Genomic DNA, 18953 nt, shown 5'->3' on the forward strand with positions numbered 1-18953 from the left:
TCAAAGAGATTAGAATACTTGTTCTACTTCAACTACACCAGGTACTTCTTCTAAAAGGGCACGTTCGATACCAGCTTTTAGCGTGATTGTTGAACTTGGGCAGCTTCCGCAAGCGCCTAAAAGACGTAACTTTACAATACCATCCTCTACGTCTACTAGCTCACAGTCTCCACCGTCGCGAAGTAAAAACGGACGAAGTTTTTCTAATACTTCTTGAACTTGCTCGTGCATTTCTGACATAACTATCGACTCCTTTCTTCTACTCTTATTATAAACGGTCTTTCATGAAAAATCTATCGGAGTATACATCGTAATGTTACCTTAAAAGAAAAAGATGTGCAATGAATCAGTTTTGTGTAAAATAGTATTCATAATGAAGTAAAAGTGTGAATAATCGTACAGTTTGTATGTAAAGATTCAAGGGGGATGTGCTATGCAATCAACTGAGGTAGAAGTGTGTATTTATGGAGCTGAAATTGTTTGTGCAAGCTGTGTTAATCTGCCGTCTTCAAAAGACACCTATGATTGGCTAGAGGCAGCGATTTCTCGCAAATATCCGAACCAACCGTTTGCTATCACATATGTAGATATAAACGAGCCGCATACGGATCCGGAAAAAGCAGCCTTTGCCAAGCGTGTGATTGAAGAAGATTTATTCTATCCTGTAGTGGTTATTAATGGAGAAATTGTTGGGGAAGGCAATCCGAAATTAAAGCGCGTATTTGAGGAAATGGAGAAGTATGGTTTCTGCGCATCATAATGAAAAAAGCCGTTAGATTGTCAGTCATCTAACGGCTTTTATTTTATCCACTGTGGTGTTTATACATCCAAAGAATACCTGATTTTAATAATCGAGCTACGCGTCCTGTAATTGGACGTTCGGCAACTAAGCCAAATCCATGCTTTTTGCCTAATGAACCAAGTATGCCTTTTAATTTAATAGTTGGCAATTCATCTGGAAGCGCTTCGCCTTTCCAGCGGTGAAGAAGTACTTGCACAATTTGTTCAGCCTGACCTTCTGCAAGCTGAGCACTTGGTGCATGCGGTAGGCTTGCACAATCACCTAAAATGTAGACATTTTCATCGTCAGGCAAGTTATGGTATTTCGTTAATACGACGCGTCCTTGAGGATCTTTTTCTACGTCTAAATCGCGTACCACTTTATTTGGCTGGATACCTGCTGTCCACACGATTGCATCGCTTTGAATGGGCTCATCATGATTATAAAGAATGTTCGGTTCTACTTTTGTAATATTAGCACTATTTACGATTTCAACACCGTTTGAAGTAAACCAAGTTTGAACGTAATTACTTAAACGTTCTGGGAAAGCAGATAAAATTAATTTACCGCGGTCAAATAAGATGATTTTTAAATCCGGGCGGCTTTCTCTTAGCTCGCTTGCTAGTTCTACTCCGCTTAATCCAGCTCCTACAATTGAAACAGTAGCGTGGGCCGGCAAGTTGTTTAATGTCTGATAAGTTGCTCGTGAAGCATCAATGGATTGAATGCTGTATGTATGCTCAAGAGCTCCGGGAACTCCATGATATTTATCTTCGCATCCAAGTCCTACAATCAGGTCATCGTAAGCGATCATTTGATCATCGACATAGACGCATTTCTCTTCCAGGTCTATGCGTTTTACACAGCCGTAGCGAATTTTTAAGCGAGGGTGTTCAGGAAAAGCAACACGAACATGCTGATCAGAGATTGTTCCAGCTGCAAGTGCATAGAATTCAGTTTTTAGTGAGTGATAAGGTGCTTTGTCAATAAGCGTTACTTCTACATCGTTAGGCAATTGATTCGGAAAAAGGCGCTGCAAAACGCGCATACCACCGTATCCGCCGCCCAGTATGACAAGGTTCTTCATGTGAATTTCCCCTTTAGCTTCATGCATTTTTGTTTTCTCTCTATTATTCTTGCTTTTAAGAATAGGAGAGTACAAATTACCGTTAATAAGGATGGTTGCCAAAAAGATATGAAAGGCTATATAAGATAACATATTTTACTTAAATAATAATTTAATATAACCTCGTTTGGTTTTCTATACATAAAAGTATAACTAAATTAATAAAAAACCACAATATGTTTCAACATAATTTCAAGCTATCCCTGTAATAAAGCTTTATTTATACGTTTTGTTGAAAAAGTCTGTGAAGCTAAGAAGCGTGCGCAAAATGAATGTGAATTTCCAAAGTTGACGTTGAAAATGAAAGGAGATAGGATAAACTAATAGTAGAGAGGTGAAAAACGTGATACAGCCAATTATTGAATTTTGCGTTAGCAATTTAGCCAGTGGTTCTCAAACAGCTTTAGAAAAGCTTGAAAAAGATCCAAATCTAGATATTATTGAATACGGATGTTTAGGTTATTGCGGGAAATGTTCACAATCTTTATTTGCCTTGGTAAACGGAGAGATTGTTACAGCGGAAACACCTGAACAGTTAGTAGATAATATTTACATTCATTTAGAAGAAAACCCAATGTTTTAAACTATCCCCGCTGTCGTATCTCTTTTTATCAGAAGAGGGACATGAGGCTAATAGAATAGATGATGTAAGCACGGCTGTCTTGCCGTGCTTTTTTATGCGTTTTCGCGCAAATATCTGCGCTTTAACCATCCTCTTTACAATCATAATGCTTCTTTTGTTTTTTAATACTCCAAAGGAGGACAAAATAAAAAACCCCTTAATCTTTATGATTAAGGAGCTAAAAAAACGGGGGATGATATTATTGTGTACAAAAGAGAATCACTTTATACTAGAGCTACATAAAAAAATAATGGGTGATAATATGAAAAAATTTCAGTTTACAAAAATGCATGCACTTGGCAACAACTATATCTACGTAAATATGTTTGAAGAACATATAGAAGAGCAAGAGTTAGCACCGCTTGCTGTAAAAGTCTCAAATGTTTATACGGGAATTGGATCGGATGGAATGATTCTTATTTGTCCATCTGAACGTGCAGATGTAAAAATGCGCGTATTTAATAATGACGGCTCGGAAGCAAAAAACTGCGGAAACGGTTTAAGATGTGTAGCTAAATATGCATATGAACATAATTTAGTAACAAGCGAAAGATTTTTTATCGAAACGCTTTCTGGAGTTGTAGAAGCAACGGTGCATCCGCAGGGAAATGAAGTTCCAGAAGTGACAATCGATATGGGAGCGCCTATTTTAGCTAGAGAACAAATTCCAATGACGGGAGCAAGCCAAGACCAGGTCGTTAATGAAGAGATGGAATTTGGAAAAGAACGGTTAAAAGGGACGGCTGTATCAATGGGAAATCCTCACGTCGTCTTTTACGTAAATGATATTGAAGAAGCGCCTCTTACTACATTAGGACCCGTGGTTGAAAAAGATTCGCGTTTTCCAGAAGGAGTGAACGTTGAATTTGTCGAGGTAGTGAACGAAAGAGAGCTGAACTTTCGTGTATGGGAAAGAGGTTCGGGTATCACTCAAGCATGTGGGACAGGAGCATGCGCTGCTGTTGTTTCGTCTGTGTTAAATGAGAAGACGAAAAAAGATGCTCCTATTGTCGTACACCTCGCTGGAGGAGATTTAACGATTGTTTGGCAAAATAAAGGCAATGTATTAATGACAGGTCCAGCCAATGTGATTTGTGACGGCACGTATTATTATTAAAAAATGAAGAAGCAGACGATTTGTCGTCACAGCCATTTCGTCGTATACTAAACAAAAAAGGAGGTCTGTTTAAAAATGAGTCAAGATATCCTAACAATTACAGAAGCTGCAAGCTTTCAAATAAAAGATATGATGAAAGAACATGAAGAAGAAAATGCTTATTTACGTGTTAATGTAAATGGAGGAGGCTGTTCAGGTCTTTCTTACGGTATGGGTTTTGCTCACGAAGTAAATGAAAACGATACGCTGTTTGAACAACATGGCATTAAGATTCTTGTAGATAGCGAAAGTGCTCCAATTTTAAAAGATGTAAAAATTGATTACAAGCAATCTATGCTAGGCGGAGGGTTTACAATTGATAACCCAAACGCCATTGCAGCATGCGGCTGCGGCTCTTCTTTCCGTACAGCAAGCAACGCAGGTGCTCCTGAAGAGTGCTAAATATATTTTTATAAAAAAGCTTTCTTCACCTCATCTGGTGAAGAAAGCTTTTTTAGTGAGAAATTTTTGTATGTTACATCATCTGCCAAATGTGTTGACTGAATAATCAGTCTTTTTTATACTCAATAAAAAAGAGGAGATGAACGGATTTGATAGATGCGACTCGTTACGACGCGGAACAAGTAGGAGGTTACGGAAGTTTTCGCAAAAAAAACACCCTGCCTATTCTATGGAAGGGGTTTATAAACTGGTTAAAACTTGAAAGTAGGAAAATGGAGTCTAAGGATGCAAAAAGTATTCACTTCAGTGAATCGCATTTATTTGTTCAACATTTGCCTTTTTCCTCAGGTGAAGCCTGTTATCAAAACTCGTCCTCTGCGCCTCTTAACCATTCTGAACCTTACATTCGCTATTATGAAAATGCTAACGCCTCTCTGGCTGAAAGCTACGGAGCAGTTGAAGGAGAGCATATTCTGCTGATTGAACGTATTGCCGGTCAATCAGAGGTAGTAAAATATTTAAGCAAGCTCGAAGGTTTGAAGGCCTACAGGATGAGCGTAACTAGTCAAGAAGGAAACCATTCCTTTTATGAAATCTGTTTAATAAGCAGTGATGCGGAAATGATGAGTGAAATCATTCATCGAATGGTTACACCAATCCAGCAATGAAAAAAGCAGGCGAGAGCCTGCTTTTTTTATGAGAACATTGACGTACTGTGCATAGGCTGTAAGCGAGCCTTTGGATCAATGTATGCTTTAGCGTTATTAACAGCAGTCGGACCTTCGCCAAATCCTGCCACGATGAGTTTTACTTTTCCATCATATGTGCAGACATCACCTGCTGCATAGATGCCAGGAATGTTTGTTTCTTGCTTTGAGTTAACAACAATTGCATTTTTCTCTAAATCTAAGTCCCATTCTTTAATTGGACCTAGAGAAGAAACAAATCCAAAGTTTACAATAACATCATCTACGTCTACTACTGTCTTTTCTTCACCTTTTGTGTTTTCTAACACAACTTGTGTAATACAGTCATCTCCAATAAATTCAACCGGTACATAAGGTGTTTTAATATCAACTGATGAATTATGCAAGTTTTCTACGCTGTGTTCATGAGCGCGGAACTTGTCTCGGCGATGCGTTAACGTTACTTTTTCTGCGATCGGCTCTAACATAAGAGACCAGTCTACAGCAGAATCCCCGCCCCCGCATACTAATACTTTGCGGCCTTTGAATTTATTCATATCATCCACAAAATAATGAAGGTTCGTTTGCTCGAACTGTTCTGCGTTTTCTAGCTCGATTTTACGGGGCTTAAATGCACCGTTTCCAGCCGTAATAATAATTGTTTTTGAATAGTGGACTTCAGAATTAGTAGTTAATCGAAATACACCGTCCGCTTGTTTTTCTACCTTTTCTACGGCTTGCTCTAGCGCAACTGCAGGTTTAAATTGATCCATTTGCTCTTTTAGGTTATTGACTAATTCTTGAGCCCGTACTTTTGGAAAACCAGCTACGTCATAAATATATTTTTCAGGATATAAAGCAGAAAGCTGCCCACCAAGCTGTGGCAAGCTTTCAATAATTTTTACGCTCGCTTGACGCATACCGCCATAAAATGCTGTAAATAAGCCTGTAGGGCCGCCTCCGATGATGGTAATATCATATACTTGTTTATCTTCTTTCATTTATAATCACCTCTAGATTGTTCTGTGCCAATGCATATTCTACTTTATGATAGCATAGTAAATTATAAAATATCATTAAAACACGCTGGAATGTTTGAGAAACTTTCTCAACTTAAAGATCAGTATTTGTAATCATTAACATAACCACACGTTTTGGTCAAATATAAAACTGGGTATACAGGAAAGTAATTGAAAATTTAAAAGCTTGTAAATACAAAGTGAAGGGTTGAAAAACCGATTAAAAAAGCATAAGATGTTTGTGTAAATCAAGCTAGGACTTATGCTTACATTTTTTTGAAACAGAAAAAATGTATTTTTTTAAAAAAGAACGTGAAGTGATTCACATTATTTTTCTTATATGAATAATAAATGGATAGCGATGATCGTTCTTGCTCAAACTAACATAAAAAAGCAAACCAAATAAAATTGCTCTTATCATTATATTTGTAAGACATACTTGTGACTATAACTAAAAAAGGTGGATGACATTCCTATGAAAAAGCCTAAAATCGTCATTTTGGGTGCCGGGTATGGCGGCATTATGACAATTGTTAATTTACAAAAGAAACTGGGTGCTAGTGATGCGGAAATTGTTTTGGTAAATAAAAACGATTACCATTACGAAACCACATGGCTTCATGAAGTATCAGCAGGTACAATTCATCAAGATCGCTCTCGTGTTCCTGTTAAAAATTTAATTAACACAAATAAGGTTACATTTATCAAAGACACGGTCGTAGATATTAAGTTAGATGAAAAGCGTGTTCTTCTTGAAAACAGTGAGCTAACGTACGATTATTTAGTTGTTGCTTTAGGGTATGAAGCAGAAACTTTCGGAATTAAAGGTTTAAAAGAACATGCATTTACCATTACGAGCATTAATGCAGCACGTCAAATTCGTGAGCATATTGATTATGTGTTTGCGACGTACAACAATGAAGTGGAAAAAAGAGACGAACTTCTGACAATTATTGTTGGGGGTGCTGGCTTTACCGGCATTGAATTTGTGGGAGAATTAGCAAATCGAGTCCCTCAGCTTTGCAAAGAGTTTGATATTCCGCGTGAAAAAGTACGCGTTATTTGTGTAGAAGCAGCGCCTACGGCTTTGCCAGGTTTTGATCCAGAACTTGTAGAATATGCGGTAACACAACTAGAACGAAAAGGAATCGAGTTCAAGATCGGAACAGCGATTAAAGAGTGTACAGAAGAAGGGATTATTGTATCAAAAGATGACCAAGTAGAAGAAATCAAATCAGCAACAGTTGTATGGGCTGCGGGTGTTCGAGGCAGTCACGTGATTGAAAAAGCTGGATTTGAAAACATGCGCGGGCGTGTAAAAGTAAGCAATAGCTTGCTGGCACCAGGGCATGAAGATGTGTTTGTTATTGGAGATTGTTCACTAATGATTAACCCTGAAACAGAACGTCCTTATCCGCCAACAGCTCAAATTGCTATGCAGCAAGGCGGTACCTGCGCTGAAAATATTAGCCGTTTGATGAAAGGTCAAAAAGAATTAAGTGAGTTCAAACCAGATATTAAAGGAACGGTATGTTCGTTAGGGCATGATGACGCAATTGGCGTTGTATATGGTCGAAAACTATTTGGTTCAAGCGCATCTTTTATGAAAAAAGTTGTTGATAATCGCTCGCTTTTCCTTCAAGGCGGAGCAGGTCTTGTATTGAAAAAAGGAAAATTTAATTTCTTTTAGAACAAAAAGCAAAAGGTCTTTAAGCCTTTTGCTTTTTTGGTATTAACTTACTTTTCTGTGATTGACGCCTTCATTACTCTTAAGTAAACTGAGAGTATAAAGAGTAACGGAGGCGAAAAGCAATGGAAATGAGTGTGCCTGTACTAATTATCTCCATCTTGTTGTTTTTTGTTTTGTTTTTTGGAATCGGTTTCTTATTGAATATGCTGCTTCGCATGTCTTGGATTATGGCCATTATTTATCCCGTGATTTTTATTTTTATTATTGATGATGTAAGAGCGGTTGATTACATTCAACATCCCGCTCACTCCTTTCAGCAGCTAGGGACAAAAGTGCTATCTTTAGCCACAGCTGACATTGCGATTTTAATGGCTGGTTTTATAGGTGCACTAGCTTCAGGCATTACCATTAAATCTTTACGAACAAGAGGGTACCAAATGTTTTAAATGTAAATTCTTCTCGCAAACGAATAATTTGTTTTTATGTTGGAAACAAATAGATTCGTGAGAGGAGTTGTGGAAATCACAATGATTGGAAAAATAGCAAAGCGATTCATTATGTGCCTACTACTGGTCGGAGCGCTGTTTACAACATATGAAGCAATTACCGGCGTCCCAATAACCACAGTCATCAAATATATGCCTTTTATAAACAGTACAGGGCATCCTCTAATGAATGAAAGGCTCTTGCCATCATTTCTAAAACCACTAAGAGCTGAAGCGGCTAGCAATGACAAAGAGCGTCTGACGATTGAAGAAGCATTTGATTGGTCGCGTTATCCAACTAAGAATGTATTGGCTACGGGTTACACAGCTGGTTACGAATCAACTGGGAAAAATCCCAATCATCCAGGGTATGGTATTACATATTCGGGCGTTAAAGTAAAACGTGACTTGTATTCAACCATCGCTGCTGATTTAACCATATTTCCAATCGGCACGATCTTGTTTATTCCGGGCTATGGCTATGGAGTGGTAGCAGATAAAGGTGGGGCTATTAAAGGCAATCATCTTGATTTATATTTTGAGACTGTTTCCGATGTGTACAACATATGGGGTAAAAAAGAATTAAACGTCTATGTAGTGAAATCAGGGGACGGCCGCTTAACTGAAGAAGAGTTAACAATGCTGAATGAAAAGAAGTCGATGCAGGTTTTTCGCCAGCAGGTAAAATAAACGAGAAACACATGAAGAATTCTTCATGTGTTTTCTTATGTTTTATGGCCATACATAATACGTTACAAAAGCAACTGCTATCCCTGTTAAGGCCCCAAAGAAAACTTCAATAGGCTTATGTCCAAGCAGCTCTTTTAGCTTCACTTGTTTTTCGTCTTCTTCATTGGTCGTCCACAGCTTTGCCTCTTTTACTGCGCGCTGAAAGTCTTCAACCAAACGATTTAAAACCGTTGCTTGCTCTCCTGCATGTCTTCTTACTCCTTTAGCATCGAACATGACAATAATGGCAAAAATAGCGGAGAGAGCAAAAATGGGGGATTTAAGACCTTCTGCTAGCCCAATGGCAGTTGCTAAGGAAGTTACTGCTGCGGAGTGAGAGCTTGGCATGCCTCCCGTACTGAAAAATAAGCTGCCGTCTATTTTCTTAGTAGCTACAAAAGAAAGGGGAATCTTAATAAATTGAGCAAAGAAAATAGCGATTAATGAACTCCAAAGTGGAAAATTTGAGAATAAATCCATTGAGACGTCCTCCCTCAACTTAAAATGTCTGAAAAGCTAAACCCGTATGATGAAAAAAGCGGTAGATGAAAGTATATGTGTGAAACTAAGGTTTTTGAACTGTGATTAAAAATTGTATTTCTGCTATCATATGTATATAGATGAAAACAGTGGTGAATATGATATATATTCCACTTGCTGAATAGATTAAACAAAGCAGATGATAAATAAAAATAAAATCTCTATACGTAAAAGGGAGGAATTTTATGTTTTCGCATGTAGAAACATTTGGTGTTGATCATCAAACAGAAGCGCTCGTAATCGGGTTATTTAATCAAAACCAACAATTTGAAGGCCTTCTAAAAGAAATTGATGAAGCTTTAGGTAGACAGCTCATTCATTTGATTAAAGAAGGGGATATACGTGTACAAGAAAAACGTACATCAACGATTCATACACTAGGAAAATTAGGAGCAAAACGTCTTTATTTTGTGGGACTCGGACGAAAGCAAGCGCTAACTAAAAATGGACTCAAAGAGAGCTTTGGGCTGTTATTTAAAAAGTTAAAAGAAGCGAAGATTTCAAACGCATCGGTCGCCCTTTCTACATTTGATACAGGAGTGTGGTCAGAGCAAGAAACTGCAGCTTTATTAGGAGAAGCTCAACAGCTTGCTATGTACGAGTTTGAAAACTACAAAAAGAAATCAAACGAACCTGACAAGCAGCTTGAGAAAATTGAACTGTTTTCTTTTTACAAAGACGTTGTACAATCTGCTTTGGTTGGATATACGTATGGAAAAGCAACAAACTCAGCGCGCACCCTTGTTAACTTACCAAGCAATATGCTAACGGCTACAGATTTAGCTAATTATGCAGTAGAAATGGCACATACATATGGTTTTGAATATGAAATTTTAGAAAAAGAAGAGATGGAAACATTGGGAATGGGCGCGCTGTTAGCAGTTAATCAAGGTTCCGCAGAGCCTCCTAAAATGATTGTCCTGAAATATCAAGGAAAAGAAAAATGGGAAGACGTTATTGGGTTGGTAGGAAAAGGGATTACCTTTGACACAGGTGGTTACTCTATCAAATCTAAAGACGGGATTGTAGGTATGAAAACAGATATGGGCGGAGCTGCATCTGTTCTTGGTGCAATGGAAGCAATTGGAGAATTAAAACCTTATCAAAACGTAGTAGCTGTCATTCCATCAACTGACAACGTTATTAGCGCGCGTGCTTTTAAGCCAGATGACGTAATTACAGCAATGAATGGAAAGACAATAGAAGTACTGAATACAGATGCTGAAGGGCGTTTAGCGTTAGCTGATGGTATCTCCTATGCCAAACACCACGGAGCAAATTATTTAGTAGACGTGGCGACATTAACGGGTGGTGTAATTGTAGCTCTTGGTACACATACAACTGGGGCAATGACGAATGATTCTGCTTTATTGCAGCAAATAGCGAAAGCGAGCATTGAGACAGGCGAACCGATTTGGGAGCTGCCTATTACAGAACGAGACAAAAAGCGTGTTCGGGGAAGTAAGGTAGCAGATTTAAATAACTCTCCTGGACGAGAGGGGCACGCAATTATGGCAGGAACTTTTATTGGTGAGTTTGCAGAGCAAACACCATGGGTTCACTTGGATATTGCTGGAACTGCAACATCCGCTGCTTCTCATGAGTTAGGACCTTCAGGTGCAACAGGCGTGATGGTGCGAACACTAGCTACAATGGTTTGTTCATTTGAAGCCAATTAATGAAAAAAGTATAGCAGTGATAGAAAGAAACGTAAAAAGAAGCATCGATGATGCTTCTTTTTAATATGTTTACATAATGTTTTTTCTTTTTAGCAAGAAAAGATTACTTAGAAAAATCCTTATATTGTTAAGGGTGTAGAGAAGTTAAACAAACGTTTATTTAGTAAGATGATTGACTTTTTTTCTATACCTAATATAATGAACATGTTGTTTATCTCTCTAATGTTTTAATGAGATAAAGTGAAAAGAAAAATGGAGGTTTCAAAATGAATGCAGTATTAATAGCTGTGCTCGTGATGCTGATTTTGAGCTTATTGCGTATCAACGTTGTCTTTTCTTTAGCAGTCGGAGCGCTAATTGGAGGACTTGTTGGCGGTATCAGCCTCATAGATACAGTAAGTATATACACAGATGGTCTTGGAAACAGTGCTTCTGTTGCATTAAGCTATGCTTTGCTTGGAGGATTTGCAATGGCTGTTTCGCGGACAGGGCTGCCTGATGCCGTTGTTCAGCTAGCGTTAAAAATAGTAGGGAAAGAAGGAGAAACGAAAAAGAAGTCACTGTCAAAAGTACTGATTTTATTGATCATCCTTATTATTTCATGTTTTTCTCAAAACGTTATTCCGGTTCACATTGCATTTATTCCGCTTTTAATTCCACCTCTATTGAAAGTATTTAATCAGTTAAAAATCGATCGCCGATTAGTCGCAACCGTTATTACATTTGGATTGGTTACACCTTATATGTATTTGCCGGCAGGATTCGGTAAGATTTATCACGACATTTTATTTACTAACATCAAAGAAAGTGGATTAACAATTGATAAAGGAGATATTACCACCGCGATGGCTCTTCCAGCTTTAGGAATGGTAGTGGGCTTATTGTTTGCTGTGTTTATTTCGTACCGCAAGCCGCGCACTTATGAAGACATTAACATTGACCAAGGCACAGAGGAGCGTACAGGTTAAACAACAAGAGGAATTATTGTAGCTTTACTTGCGATTGTAGCGGCTTTAACTGTGCAGCTCTTAGTAGATTCTATGATTTTCGGAGCGCTTGCAGGGATTGTTGTCGTTTACTTCAGCGGGGCTTTGAAGTGGAATGAAGCAGATCCAGTATTAACGAACGGAATGAGAATGATGGCTTTCATCGGATTTGTTATGTTGTCTGCCTCTGGTTTTGCAAAAGTTCTTCAAGAAACTGGAGATGTAGAAGCGCTTGTAAAAGGCTCTGTTGCTCTTATTGGCGGCAACCAAATGCTAGGTGCATTTCTTATGCTTGTCATCGGGCTTTTAGTGACAATGGGCATTGGTTCTTCTTTCTCTACCATTCCAATTATCGCGACGATTTTTGTTCCTCTTTGCTTAGAACTTGGTATGAGTCCAATGGCAACGATTTGTATTGTTGGTACAGCGGGAGCGCTTGGAGACGCTGGTTCACCAGCTTCAGACAGTACGCTTGGACCCACATCTGGATTAGCAGTCGATCGTCAGCATGATCATATTTGGGATACGTGTGTACCAACTTTTCTTCACTATAACATTCCACTTATTATTTTTGGGTGGATTGCCTCGGTTATCTTGTAAATAGAGGCCCTATAATGAAAAAAAGCAGCCGATCAAAACCGGCTGCTTTTTTCATGCTTGAGAAAGAGTAGAAGCAGTGCTGTCACAAGCTCCTAATGCTTGCTCTACAGCCTGAAGAGATTGTTCAATACGTTCACGATTTGAATCTTTCTCTACTGTTTGAAGAGCTTGTTCAAGGCTTGCTTTTGCCTGATTTAATGATGTGCAAGAATCTTGCACGTAACCTCTAGCGTTTTTAGACATTCTTCTTCCTCCTAACTAACAAAAAATGAGAATCAATAAGTAGTATGAGTAATTTGCAGGGAATTATGAGGAGAAATAATAAAAAGGATTAACTCTTATGAAAGGAGTTAATCCTGTCAGCCTAACTGTTTAAATTGGTTGGAATGTAGAAGTTCAAGCACTTTCTCATCAAGCTCCTTAATTTTCTTTACAGCCAGATTATATTCCATTTCACGGTAATGGTGTTTGCCGCCTGGCTCTTCATCAGCTTCATCAGCTAGTTTGACTACTTTTTGAAGAGGGCGTTGTTGAATTGTTCCTTCAGGCAAATATGAGTCTGTGTGTAGTAAAATAGCTAAAGCAATTTCTTTTGCCGCCTGAGGTTCCTCACCTAAACGAATGAGTAATTTATGTGCACGTTCAGCCCCTTTAATAGCGTGAATATCATTTTGACGATACTTCTCATAATCCCACTGACCATTTGTGTACCATTCGTAGTGGCCAATATCATGAAGCAGCGCTGCTTTTGTAGCTAAATCGGGGTTTACATTATGCTGTACGGATAGACGAAACGCATGATAGGCGACGGATACAGCATGCGCAACGCCAGATCGAGTTAAATATTTTTGAGCGATAGGATGCGTGAAAATTTCTACTAGCGTAACATGTCTCATCATGTCATCCCTCCTAAAGAAAAAATATATTTCCAAATACAATATCATATTTGTATCCTAAATACAATTATCGTGTAATTTGTTTTTACATACAAAAATGGCATATATTATAATATTCGGAACGAAACAACATGTACATCTTTTTTTGAAGAAAATAAGACTTTTTTCCTTGTATTTTACCATCTAATATTTAACGATACGTGACAGCAGTCAAATTGGTTATCGGGATGAATAAACGTAATTTTAATATAGTCTGGAGTATAAAAAACATCGATTTTTGTCTTAACACCAGTGGAAAGAATGAGTCTTTTTACTTCACTCATTTTGGATTCTTGAGCAGCAGCTTTTATTTTTTTTATTAAATTTGGCGAAGTATTAGCTCTTTGAATAAATATAGTAGCGCTTTGCATGGTAGAGGGAATAACTTTAAGAGATTGCTGAAATGTCGCGATGTCCGCCTCAGGTAAGTTAGGTACCCTGTATGTATAAGGGTGAGGCATGTAGTACGGTGGCCAATAGTAAGACAAGGGAGCAAATGATTTCATATAAGAATCCTCCTAGAAAACGGATTTTTATTATGTATATGTAGAGGGTTCGTATATGTTGTAGCAAAACCGTTATTGTATACTAGATACAAAGGGAGGTATGGATATGAAAACAAAAGATACGCTGTTAGAAGCATTAGGAATTGAGATTATTAGTGCGAGTGAACAAAGAGTCGAAGCGACGATGCCTGTTGATGAGCGAACGCGTCAGCCATTCGGGCTTTTACACGGAGGAGCATCGGTGGCGTTAGCTGAAACTGTGGCTAGTCTAGGTGCCATTAAAAGTGTAGATCTCGAAAAAGAAATCTGCGTAGGTTTAGAAATTAATGCCAATCATATCAAAGGGAAAAAAGACGGAATCGTTACAGCTATAGGCGTTCCTTTACATAAAGGAAAAAAAACAGCGGTTTGGGAAGTGAAAATTCAAGATGAAGAAGAGAATTTAATCTGTATATCCAGATGTACGCTTGCTATTCTACCTAAAGCTTAAACATAAGAATGCTTAGTCTAGAAGGTGTGAGGTATGCTTTTGGAGTGAGAAGGAGCCACCTCACACACTCATGTTAGAGTTTAAAGAGAATTTGGAAGAGCGGATACATAAAAAAGTGAAAAAATAGGTAAAAAAATAAGCGAAATTATGTCTATTCGTGACAATTACCCTGCGCATAGAGACATGCTCTAGAATATAGTAGTAGTAAAGTATTCTTTTTATTCAGCAACTAGAATATTCATAATATTAAAAATAAGAACAGAAAATAGACCTTCCGATTGTTCAATCGTGCTATAATAGCATTAATATAGTAGGGCGGTTTATTTTACAAAGGGGTGATAATATTGGATAAGAACTCTCAGTATTTATTCATTGATTTTGAATTTACAATGCCAGAGTATAAGGGTTTTCCAAAAGGCTTTTTTCCGGAAATCATTGAAGTTGGTTTGGTGTTTGTTAAAAATCAAGAAATCATTGATCGTTTCTCCTCTTACGTACAGCCTACACACTTTACAAAATTAACTGAGCGCTGTAAATCATTTCTCCATATCGAACAAAATCAAGTAAATGAAGGCATTACGCTAGAGCAGCTTGTACAGCGACTGGGCATGTATAAACACAGCACGATTATTACATGGGGGAACATGGATATGAAAGTATTAAGGCAGTGCTGTCAAAAAAATAAGGTGCCATTTCCTTTTGCAGGTAAAGAAATTGATCTTTCAATGGAGTATAAGCGCTTTTTTGGAGATCAAAATCAAACTGGCCTTTGGAAAGCTGTGCAAGAGTATGGTAAAGAAGGAACTGGAAAGCACCACTGCGCGCTTGATGATGCGATGACGACACTCAACATCTTTAAGCTTGTAGAAAAAGATAAGCGGTACCTTCAAAAACCAGAGCCAACGACCATAGGAGATCGAATCGATTTTTCAAAAGTATTAAATAAATTTGCATTATAAAAGCCAAATCACTTCTACGTGAATTTGGCTTTTTACTTAATGAATACCGTACTCTTTTTTTAACTCTTCTAAACAGGCAATACTTGCTTGAGCAAAAGGGCTATCTTTGGCTTGTTGTTCAGCTATCTTTAATTCAAGCGCTTTTTTTAGTGAATTTTTATAATCGGGAACGCTGTCTTCATAGAGATGAACCATTTTTTGAGGAATATTGGCCTGCTCTCGAAATGCAAGTGCTTTTCGCTCGTGAAAAAAAGGTACGTCCACTTGTCCAGGGTTATGTAAGTCACCTTGTTCTGGATGCTTTAACACAGCTTGAATCCGCACAACATAATGCAGATCTCGAACTTGTGTAATTTCACCGATGTATTTCCCAGTTTTATAAAGTGCCGTAACGGTTTGACCAATTGTAAATGTCATATTGCCAGATCTCCTTTAAGTAAAGTGTTTGTTATCACCAGTATAAATCAAAACCCTCTACCGTTTCTATGAAAGGATGTTGTACATGATGTATTTAATGTTTTTGCTTTATTTTCCGGAAGATAAAAGAGAATATATTCCTGCTTTTGCTACTATGGCGATTTTTGTGCTAGCAGCAGTTGCAGTATGGCGTTTAATCATTAAGATTTCGAAAAAAGAAGAAGAAAAAACGAAGGAGTTAGAAGCAAAGCTAAAAGAACAGGATAATAAGAAATCACTGTAATGAAATGCAAATAAAATGTAAGCGTTTAAAATAATATGTTGCTGGACAATCTATGGAAAGACATCTAAAACTTTCGCTAGTGCATATGCGATTGGAGGGCAACATGAAAAAACTACTACTCATTGGAACCGTGCCTTTTTTCTTGTTAACGGGGTGTATGGAAAAAGAAATATCCAATAAAGAAGTCAAAGTCTATAACGCAGATGGAGATAGCATCGGTACAGTCAAGTTGAAAGAACAGGCCGATGGAATTGAGTTTACGTACAATTTAAGCGGACTTCCACCTGGCGAACACGGCGTACATATTCATGAAATGGGAATTTGCAAAGCTCCTAACTTTAAAAGTGCGGGCAATCACCTTGATCCTGATAAAAAGAAACACGGACTGTTAAATCCAAAAGGACCGCATTTAGGTGATATGAAAAATATTGTGGTAGAAGACGATCAGACGTATACAGGAACAGATATGGTTCCTCAAGTCACGTTAAAAGAAGGAAAGACATCGCTCGTTAAGCGTATGGATGGTTCATCCCTTGTTATTACCGAACAAGGTGATGACGGAATGACAGAGCCATCAGGTAATTCTGGCAAGCGAATCGCCTGCGGAGTTATTTCAAAAAAACATTAAAAACAGCGTTCTTTCGTGGGAAAGAACGCTGTTTTTTACGTTAAAGCTACTTTTAAGCGATTTAATCCTTCTTGAAGCTGTTCATGTGAACAGCCAATGTTCAAGCGGATAAAACCTTTTCCATATGTGGAACTGTATTTTTCGCCTTTTTCTACGGCAATTTTCCCTTTTTCTAATAAGCGTTCATGTAATTCTTCTTCTGATAAATACAGCTTGTTGCAGTCAATCCATAGTAAATAAGTTCCTTCGGGCTGAACCACTCGCAGTTCAGGCAAGTTTTCACTTATAAAACGCGTCACGAGATCTACATTTTTCTTCAGATATACAAGCAGTGCTTCTAGCCACTCCTCACCTTCACTGTAAGCCGCCTCTAACCCAATTATTCCGAATGTGTTTAAATTAGAAAACCCTTGTTTTTGCTGTTGTTGAACATACTGTGTGCGCAGTTTCTCGTTTGGAATAATAATAGCTGAAGCTTGAAGTCCCGGTATATTAAATGTTTTGCTAGGGGCCATACACGTAATGGTTCGATTGGCTGCATCTTCACTCACCATGCTAATGGGAATGTGTTTATAAGGCAGGTAAATTAGATCAGAATGGATTTCATCTGAAACAATTAATACATTGTATTTTTCACAAAGATCGGCAAGCTTCTTCAGTTCTTCTTTTGTCCACACGCGTCCTACTGGATTATGAGGGCTGCAAAGAATCATTAATTTTACGCCTTCTGCAAATTTTTGCTCTAAATCTGCAAAATCAATTTCGTATTTATCGCCTGCAAGTTTTAACGGATTTTCAACAACTTCTCGATCATTTACCTTTATCATGTTAAAAAATGGAGTATAGACTGGAGGCTGAATTAAAATTGAATCTCCGGGTTCCGTAAATGCTTGGATAGCCATACTCAGGGCAAATACAACTCCTGGACTGTATGTAATCCATTCATGATCAATGGTCCACTGATGCTTTTTTTCTACCCAAGATGATAAAGCATTTGCCGTAGATTCAGTAGGGGAAGTGTAGCCGAAAATACCGTGTTTGACACGCTCATTAATGGTTTGAAGAACATTAGGCGGCGCTTGGAAATCCATATCAGCTACCCAAAAAGGCAGAACATCTTTTGCTCCAAAAACAAGATCAGTTTTGTCCCACTTTACGGACTGCGTACCTGTACGGTTAATTAATTGATCAAAAGAATAAGTAGACAATAAAGGTACCCCCTTTTTTAATATAATAGTTTGCTTATTTTTAATACGTTTGTCAACGAAGTTAACTTGTGAAGTCAATAAAGAAAGTGAAAAAATTGCTGAAGCACGACTAATAAATTTTTTATTAAAGTTAGCGCCTCGTGTGAAATATACGAACTCGCCCCGTCATTATTGAGACAGGGCTTTTTCACCGTACAAGAAATCGACCATATGAGATTGCACAATGTCGGGACACTCTTCTGGTAAAAGGTGTCCAATTTCCTTTAAAGAGATAAAGGTAGAGTCTGTTAAATCATCTTTTAACTTACGTCCGAGATGCAAAGGAACAACCCGGTCTTCTTCTCCCCAAATGAGTAAACTGGGTTTTTTTATGTGCTGCAAATCCTTTGAGGATAGGTCTCCTTCTCGATCACGAATCATTCTTGTTAAAGCCATAAACGTACGGTCATCCAAAAATGGTTCAGTATAGCCATCAATCATTTCTTCGTCGATTAACTTATGATCAAATACGACATTTTGCAAGTTGCCTAATACACCTTTGCGAGACAGCCACGTTTTTACCCACAGATAAAAGAAGGGAACATAAGAAGACATGACCAATCCATAATGTGAGGGGCCTAAATAAGCTGAGCTGCACAGAAGAACTAGTTTTGATACGCAAGAAGGCTTTAACTTTGCTACGTTTAAACAAACCTGTCCTCCCATTGAATGTCCCGATAGTACAACATCTTTCAACTTTAAATATTCAATCAACTCGATGACAATTCTGGCTAAATTTTTATACGAGTATTGAAAGGTTAACGATTTTTCACTTCGCCCAAATGGCGGAAGGTCCAGCGTAATGATAGAAAACGTATCTTCAAATAAAGGAATTAAACGTCGAAAGCTAAAACTCGATGATAAAAAGCCGTGAATAAATACAATGGCTGGTTTATCAGGGTGATAGTTATGGCATTCGTAGTAAACATTGACTCCATTAAAAGTACGCTGGTGACAAGTAATTTTAGATTCAGTCAATTTGTTTCA

Annotated in this window: 23 protein-coding genes and 1 pseudogene; 14 read left to right on the top strand and 10 right to left on the bottom strand. The window is 38.0% G+C overall.

Annotated features, from left to right (window positions below; all coding sequences use genetic code 11):
• Nucleotides 1–9 precede the first annotated feature (9 nt).
• Complete coding sequence (locus LAV82_RS22540; protein WP_013059625.1) at nt 10–240, bottom strand: NifU family protein; 231 nt, start codon at nt 238–240, stop codon at nt 10–12.
• 193 nt (nt 241–433) lie between these two features.
• Here LAV82_RS22540 and LAV82_RS22545 point away from each other — a divergent pair, with 193 nt between their 5' ends.
• The gene (locus tag LAV82_RS22545) at nt 434–760 is read left to right on the top strand and encodes a YuzD family protein (RefSeq protein ID WP_013059624.1); all 327 of its coding nucleotides are present in this window, start codon (nt 434–436) and stop codon (nt 758–760) included.
• Nucleotides 761–803: 43 nt separating this feature from the next.
• On the opposite strand, the gene LAV82_RS22550 is transcribed toward LAV82_RS22545, so the two are convergent.
• Nucleotides 804–1868 (bottom strand): NAD(P)/FAD-dependent oxidoreductase, encoded by a 1065-nt coding sequence (locus LAV82_RS22550; protein WP_013059623.1) that lies wholly within the window; start codon nt 1866–1868, stop codon nt 804–806.
• Nucleotides 1869–2250: 382 nt separating this feature from the next.
• Between LAV82_RS22550 and LAV82_RS22555 the strand changes: the two genes are divergently transcribed.
• The 4 genes from LAV82_RS22555 (at nt 2251) to LAV82_RS22570 (ending at nt 4755) form a co-directional block, all read left to right on the top strand.
• Complete coding sequence (locus LAV82_RS22555) at nt 2251–2490, top strand: YuzB family protein (protein WP_013059622.1); 240 nt, start codon at nt 2251–2253, stop codon at nt 2488–2490.
• Between the two features lie 301 nt (nt 2491–2791).
• Nucleotides 2792–3646 (top strand): diaminopimelate epimerase, encoded by an 855-nt coding sequence (gene dapF / locus LAV82_RS22560; protein ID WP_499716909.1) that lies wholly within the window; start codon nt 2792–2794, stop codon nt 3644–3646.
• A 75-nt stretch (nt 3647–3721) separates the two neighbouring features.
• The gene (locus LAV82_RS22565; protein WP_013059620.1) at nt 3722–4087 is read left to right on the top strand and encodes a HesB/IscA family protein; all 366 of its coding nucleotides are present in this window, start codon (nt 3722–3724) and stop codon (nt 4085–4087) included.
• A 149-nt stretch (nt 4088–4236) separates the two neighbouring features.
• Entirely contained in the window at nt 4237–4755 is a 519-nt protein-coding gene (locus LAV82_RS22570) for a hypothetical protein (RefSeq protein WP_013059619.1), read from the top strand.
• 26 nt (nt 4756–4781) lie between these two features.
• On the opposite strand, the gene LAV82_RS22575 is transcribed toward LAV82_RS22570, so the two are convergent.
• Nucleotides 4782–5774, bottom strand: coding sequence for an NAD(P)/FAD-dependent oxidoreductase (locus LAV82_RS22575; RefSeq protein WP_211078551.1), 993 nt, complete (start codon nt 5772–5774; stop codon nt 4782–4784).
• Nucleotides 5775–6267: 493 nt separating this feature from the next.
• Between LAV82_RS22575 and LAV82_RS22580 the strand changes: the two genes are divergently transcribed.
• The 3 genes from LAV82_RS22580 to spsC all read left to right on the top strand — a co-directional run bounded on the left by LAV82_RS22580 (nt 6268) and on the right by spsC (nt 8657).
• Nucleotides 6268–7482 (top strand): NAD(P)/FAD-dependent oxidoreductase, encoded by a 1215-nt coding sequence (locus LAV82_RS22580; protein ID WP_025752690.1) that lies wholly within the window; start codon nt 6268–6270, stop codon nt 7480–7482.
• Between the two features lie 122 nt (nt 7483–7604).
• Nucleotides 7605–7928 (top strand): YuiB family protein, encoded by a 324-nt coding sequence (locus LAV82_RS22585; RefSeq protein ID WP_013059616.1) that lies wholly within the window; start codon nt 7605–7607, stop codon nt 7926–7928.
• 81 nt (nt 7929–8009) lie between these two features.
• Nucleotides 8010–8657: a stationary phase survival protein SpsC gene (spsC, locus tag LAV82_RS22590; protein ID WP_013085320.1), complete on the top strand. Its 648-nt coding sequence runs from the start codon at nt 8010–8012 to the stop codon at nt 8655–8657.
• Nucleotides 8658–8699: 42 nt separating this feature from the next.
• Here spsC and LAV82_RS22595 read toward each other — a convergent pair whose 3' ends face one another.
• Nucleotides 8700–9176: a divergent PAP2 family protein gene (locus LAV82_RS22595; RefSeq protein WP_013059614.1), complete on the bottom strand. Its 477-nt coding sequence runs from the start codon at nt 9174–9176 to the stop codon at nt 8700–8702.
• Between the two features lie 245 nt (nt 9177–9421).
• On the opposite strand from LAV82_RS22595, the gene LAV82_RS22600 reads away from it, so the two are divergent.
• Both LAV82_RS22600 and LAV82_RS22605 read left to right on the top strand, forming a co-directional pair.
• Nucleotides 9422–10915, top strand: coding sequence for a leucyl aminopeptidase (locus LAV82_RS22600; protein WP_499716910.1), 1494 nt, complete (start codon nt 9422–9424; stop codon nt 10913–10915).
• Between the two features lie 266 nt (nt 10916–11181).
• A pseudogene (locus LAV82_RS22605) lies at nt 11182–12501 on the top strand (Na+/H+ antiporter family protein).
• Between the two features lie 51 nt (nt 12502–12552).
• On the opposite strand, the gene LAV82_RS22610 reads toward LAV82_RS22605, so the two are convergent.
• The 3 genes from LAV82_RS22610 to LAV82_RS22620 all read right to left on the bottom strand — a co-directional run bounded on the left by LAV82_RS22610 (nt 12553) and on the right by LAV82_RS22620 (nt 13942).
• Nucleotides 12553–12744: a hypothetical protein gene (locus LAV82_RS22610; protein WP_013059611.1), complete on the bottom strand. Its 192-nt coding sequence runs from the start codon at nt 12742–12744 to the stop codon at nt 12553–12555.
• Between the two features lie 116 nt (nt 12745–12860).
• The gene (locus LAV82_RS22615; protein WP_075421610.1) at nt 12861–13397 is read right to left on the bottom strand and encodes an HD domain-containing protein; all 537 of its coding nucleotides are present in this window, start codon (nt 13395–13397) and stop codon (nt 12861–12863) included.
• A 176-nt stretch (nt 13398–13573) separates the two neighbouring features.
• Nucleotides 13574–13942: a YuzC family spore coat inner layer protein gene (locus tag LAV82_RS22620; protein WP_013059609.1), complete on the bottom strand. Its 369-nt coding sequence runs from the start codon at nt 13940–13942 to the stop codon at nt 13574–13576.
• 106 nt (nt 13943–14048) lie between these two features.
• Here LAV82_RS22620 and LAV82_RS22625 point away from each other — a divergent pair, with 106 nt between their 5' ends.
• Both LAV82_RS22625 and kapD read left to right on the top strand, forming a co-directional pair.
• A complete protein-coding gene (locus tag LAV82_RS22625) occupies nt 14049–14432 on the top strand; it encodes a hotdog fold thioesterase (protein ID WP_013059608.1) in 384 nt (127 codons plus the stop codon).
• A 344-nt stretch (nt 14433–14776) separates the two neighbouring features.
• Nucleotides 14777–15391: a 3'-5' exonuclease KapD gene (gene kapD / locus LAV82_RS22630; protein WP_013059607.1), complete on the top strand. Its 615-nt coding sequence runs from the start codon at nt 14777–14779 to the stop codon at nt 15389–15391.
• Nucleotides 15392–15427: 36 nt separating this feature from the next.
• Here the strand turns inward: kapD and kapB are convergent, their stop codons facing one another.
• Nucleotides 15428–15808, bottom strand: coding sequence for a kinase-associated lipoprotein KapB (kapB, locus tag LAV82_RS22635; protein WP_013059606.1), 381 nt, complete (start codon nt 15806–15808; stop codon nt 15428–15430).
• Nucleotides 15809–15893: 85 nt separating this feature from the next.
• On the opposite strand from kapB, the gene LAV82_RS22640 reads away from it, so the two are divergent.
• Nucleotides 15894–16091, top strand: a complete 198-nt coding sequence (locus LAV82_RS22640) for a hypothetical protein (RefSeq protein WP_078082210.1) — start codon at nt 15894–15896, stop codon at nt 16089–16091.
• 103 nt (nt 16092–16194) lie between these two features.
• Complete coding sequence (locus tag LAV82_RS22645; RefSeq protein ID WP_013059604.1) at nt 16195–16719, top strand: superoxide dismutase family protein; 525 nt, start codon at nt 16195–16197, stop codon at nt 16717–16719.
• A 35-nt stretch (nt 16720–16754) separates the two neighbouring features.
• On the opposite strand, the gene LAV82_RS22650 is transcribed toward LAV82_RS22645, so the two are convergent.
• Nucleotides 16755–17927 carry a MalY/PatB family protein gene (locus LAV82_RS22650; RefSeq protein ID WP_499716911.1) on the bottom strand — a complete coding sequence of 391 codons (1173 nt, stop codon included), beginning with the start codon at nt 17925–17927 and terminating at the stop codon, nt 16755–16757.
• Nucleotides 17928–18095: 168 nt separating this feature from the next.
• Nucleotides 18096–18944, bottom strand: coding sequence for an alpha/beta fold hydrolase (locus LAV82_RS22655; protein ID WP_013059602.1), 849 nt, complete (start codon nt 18942–18944; stop codon nt 18096–18098).
• Between the last annotated feature and the right edge of the window lie 9 nt (nt 18945–18953).

Origin of the sequence: Bacillus sp. ILBB4 (assembly GCF_035064545.1) — a bacterium.
In the GTDB taxonomy this organism is placed as follows: domain Bacteria; phylum Bacillota; class Bacilli; order Bacillales; family Bacillaceae_H; genus Priestia.